Source organism: Pseudooceanicola lipolyticus (assembly GCF_002786325.1).
GTDB lineage: Bacteria > Pseudomonadota > Alphaproteobacteria > Rhodobacterales > Rhodobacteraceae > Pseudooceanicola_C > Pseudooceanicola_C lipolyticus.
On the sequence record NZ_PGTB01000254.1, the window covers coordinates 1 to 3,621 of the forward strand.

Consider the following 3,621-nt stretch of genomic DNA (forward strand, 5'->3'; position numbering starts at 1 on the left):
CATATCGTGCGCCCACCCCCTGCCGCGCCCTCAGCGCGGCGCGCGCCGCCGCCTGCGGGTCGATCACGCGCCGGGGCCCGTCTGGCTGCGCATGAAATGCAGCCGCTCCATGATCGGCGCGTCGGAAAAGCGGAACAGGTCGAACTGGCCTTCGGCCTGCAACGTCCAGGGCACCCACGAGGGCACCACGAACATGTCGCCTTTCTCCAGCCGGGTGGTCTTGCCGTCCAGCACCACCGCGCCCTCGCCCTCGAACACCTGGAACACCGAGGATCCGACCTCGCGCCGGACCTGGCTTTCCGTTCCGGCGCGCAGGCGGTGAAACTGGCAGCGGATGGTCGGCATCACGTCGCCGCCGGTGGTCGGATTGACATAGCGGATGGCGGCATGGCCCTGTTCCACCGTGGCGGGCTGGCCCTCTTCCTCCAGCAGCAACTGTTCGGTCAGGGCGCGATCGGTGAATTCCCAGCGATAGGCGCCGATCGGCGAACTGACGGTATCCTGCAGCTGCGACAGCGGCCGCAGGCCGGGATGGCACCACAGCCGTTCGCCACGCGAATAGTTCGGCGTCGCGTAATCGGTCACCCGGTCCGAGCCGAATTCGAAAAAGCCCACATCCATCTGCTGGCTGAACGGGATGTCCAGCCCGTCGATCCAGGCCATCGGCTGGTCGGTGTCGTTGTGATGGCCGTGAAAGTTCCAGCCCGGCGTCAGCAGCAGATCGCCCCGGCTCATCCGCACCGGATCGCCATTCACCACCGTCCACACGCCTGCGCCCTCGACGACAAAGCGGAAGGCGTTCTGCGAATGGCGGTGTTCCGGCGCGGTCTCGCGCGGGCCGAGATACTGGATCGCCGCCCAGAGCGTCGGCGAGACATAGGCCTGCCCGCCCAGGCCCGGATTGGCCAGCCCGATGGCGCGGCGCTCGCCGCCGCGGCCCACCGGAATCAATTCCCCGGATTTCTCGGCCAGCGGCAGCAGGGTCGACCATTTCCAGACATGCGGCACCGCCTTCGGTTTCGGGTGCACCGGCATCAGGTCGCCGGTCTGGGTCCAGAGCGGGTTCAGGTGGTTGTCCTTGAACCCCTGGTAGAGCGCGCGCAGCTCGGGGCTGTCCTCGGGCTGCATCGCGTGATCGACGGTGTCGTGGTCCAGGTCGCGGGTCATCACAGGACTCCTTCTGCCGGTTGGCGGGGCAGGCCGTGTCGGGCCGGTTCGGCGGCGGGCTCGCCAATCGTCGTGTGCAGTTCGCCCAGACCCGCGATCGCGACGACGCAGACATCGCCGGGCACCAATGCGCCGACGCCCTCGGGCGTGCCGGTCATGATCAGATCGCCCGGCGCCAGCGCGATGGATTGCGACAGGATCGCGATGATCTCGGGCACCGTCCAGATCAGCTTGGCCAGGTCGCTGTCCTGCCTGAGAACGCCGTTGACGCTCAGGCTGATCCGGCCGGTGCCGATATGGCCGGTCTGCGCCACCGGGTGAAGCGGCCCGATCACCGCCGACCGGTCAAAGGCCTTGCCCCAGTCCCAGGGGCGGCCCTGGTCGCGCGCCTTCAGCTGCAAATCGCGCCGCGTCAGGTCATTGCCGATGGCATAGCCCCAAACATGGGTCAGCGCGTCGCCTTCGGCAATGGCGCGGCCGCCGGTGCCGATCGCCACCACCAGTTCCGCCTCGTAGTGGAAATTCTCGGTGTCCGGCGGATAGGCGACGGTTTCGCCATCCGCCACCACCGCGTCGGCGGGCTTGGTAAAGAAAAACGGCGGGTCGCGGTCCGGATCCTTGCCCATCTCGCGGGCATGGGCGGCATAGTTGCGCCCGACGCAGAAAATGCGCCGCACCGGAAACTGTGCGTCGCTGCCGGCGATGGCGACCGCGGCCTGCGGCGGCGGTGGGAAGACATAACTCATCGTTCAGTTCTCCAGACCGTTGCTGCCATACAGCCAGGCCAGCTGGTTCAACCAATCCTCCGGGCTCATGCCCTTCATCACGTGGTTGCGCACCGCGGCCTTGGCGTCGCCGGGGTGGTAAATATATTCGCCGATCAGCCGGCTGTTCATCTGCACCCGCGCGGTACGCACCAGGCGCTGCTGCTGATAGGCGCGCAGTGCCGCCTCCACGTCGTCATGGCTGTCGAAGGCATGGGCCAGGCAGACCGCGTCTTCCATCGCCATGCAGGCGCCCTGGGCGAAATATTGCAGCATCGGATGGGCGGCATCACCCAGCAGCGCCACCCGCCCGTCCAGCCAGTTCGAAATCGGCTCGCGGTCGCAGAGCACCCAGAGTTTCCAGTTGTCGCCGTGTTCGATGATCTGGCGCGCGCGCGGATGGATATGTTCAAAGCCCTGCGCCACCTCGTCGCGGGGCACCGGCCGCCCGGCAATCGCCTCTTTCACGTCGCGGTGATAGGTCACCACCAGGTTGAACAGCTTCCAGCCTTTCAGCGGGTAATGCACGATATGGCATTTCGGCCCGGCCCACAGCGTCGCCGCGTTCCAGCGCAGGTCTTCGGGCATCTGCTCGGTCGGGATCACCGAGCGATAGGTGGTATGGCCCGACACCCGCGGCGGCCCGTCGCCGATCATCTGCTGGCGGATCGGCGAGCGCAGGCCCTCGGCGCCGATCAGGGCGCGCCCGGTGATCGCCGCGCGGCCCTCCAGCCGCAGCGTCACACCGCTGCCATCCTGGTCATAGCCGGTGACCTTGTGGTCGGTGCGCAGGTCGATCAGGTCCGAGGCCTGGCAGAAATTCAGCAACACGCCATGCAGGTCGGCGCGATGTACCACCGCATAGGGGTTCTTGAACCGGGCGCGGAACGGTTCGTCCAGCGGGATGGCGCAGATATCCTCGCCGTTTTGTGCATCCATCAGCCGCAGCGCGTCGATATACACCGCCTTGGCGCGGGCCTCGTCGCCAACCCCGAGATAGTCGAAACAGTGAAACGCATTGGGTCCGATCTGGATGCCGGCGCCGATCTCGCCGAGTTGCGCCGCCTGTTCCACCACGATGCTGCGCAGGCCCTTGCGGGCCAGGCCGCAGGCCGCCGCCAGCCCGCCGATACCGCCCCCGGCGATCAGGATCGGCTGATCCGTCATCTTCGCTCCCCCCTTGGCCGGGCGCTGGACGCCGTCGGCGGTGCATGTCCGGATGTAAGACTCACCCGCTCCCCGGATATAGTAAGAACACTTATTTTTCCGCGAGTCAATTCAGTAGGTATGCTTACTATTTGAATCGCGCTGCAGACCGGGTATCCAGAGGCGGCACGAAACGCCGTAAGGAGATGTCATGACGCTGGAAATTCACGATATGGCGGGCCATCTGATCCGGCGGCTGAACCAGATCTCGACCTCGGTGTTCCAGGAGCGGATGAAGCAACGCGGGCTGGATCTGACCCAGGTGCAATTCGCCGCGATGAACGCGATCCAAAGCCATCCGGGAATCGATCAGGCCGGCCTGGCCGGCATGATCGCCTATGACAAGGCAACCATTGGCGGCGTGGTCGACCGGCTGGTGACCAAGGGGCTGGTGGCGCGGCGCACCAATGCCCGCGACCGGCGGGCGCGCGCGGTGACGCTGACACCGCGGGGCGCCAACCTGCTGGCCGAGGTGACGCCGGCG

4 protein-coding genes are annotated in these 3,621 nt (G+C 66.7%); 1 reads left to right on the forward strand and 3 read right to left on the reverse strand.

What is annotated here, in order from left to right; genetic code table 11:
* Window positions 1–63: 63 nt before the first annotated feature.
* Genes CVM52_RS24415 through CVM52_RS24425 form a run of 3 tightly spaced genes read right to left on the reverse strand, consistent with a single transcriptional unit; the run spans window position 64 to window position 3,098 of the window.
* On the reverse strand, window positions 64–1,167 hold the full coding sequence (locus tag CVM52_RS24415) for a cupin domain-containing protein (RefSeq protein WP_100164899.1): 1,104 nt from the start codon (window positions 1,165–1,167) through the stop codon (window positions 64–66).
* The gene (locus CVM52_RS24420; RefSeq protein ID WP_100164900.1) at window positions 1,167–1,913 is read right to left on the reverse strand and encodes a fumarylacetoacetate hydrolase family protein; all 747 of its coding nucleotides are present in this window, start codon (window positions 1,911–1,913) and stop codon (window positions 1,167–1,169) included. The genes CVM52_RS24415 and CVM52_RS24420 overlap by 1 nt, the downstream gene beginning before the upstream one ends.
* A 3-nt stretch (window positions 1,914–1,916) precedes the next feature.
* Entirely contained in the window at window positions 1,917–3,098 is a 1,182-nt protein-coding gene (locus tag CVM52_RS24425) for a 3-hydroxybenzoate 6-monooxygenase (protein WP_100164901.1), read from the reverse strand.
* 190 nt (window positions 3,099–3,288) lie between these two features.
* Here CVM52_RS24425 and CVM52_RS24430 point away from each other — a divergent pair.
* A partial coding sequence (locus CVM52_RS24430) for a MarR family winged helix-turn-helix transcriptional regulator (protein WP_100164902.1) occupies window positions 3,289–3,621 on the forward strand: 333 nt, incomplete at its 3' end.

Bases quoted from the DNA above. Each gene is read 5' to 3' on its own strand.
- CVM52_RS24415 (WP_100164899.1), bottom strand. From the start codon at position 1,167: ATGACCCGCGACCTGGACCACGACACCGTCGATCACGCGATGCAGCCC.
- CVM52_RS24420 (WP_100164900.1), bottom strand. From the start codon at position 1,913: ATGAGTTATGTCTTCCCACCGCCGCCGCAGGCCGCGGTCGCCATCGCC.
- CVM52_RS24425 (WP_100164901.1), bottom strand. From the start codon at position 3,098: ATGACGGATCAGCCGATCCTGATCGCCGGGGGCGGTATCGGCGGGCTG.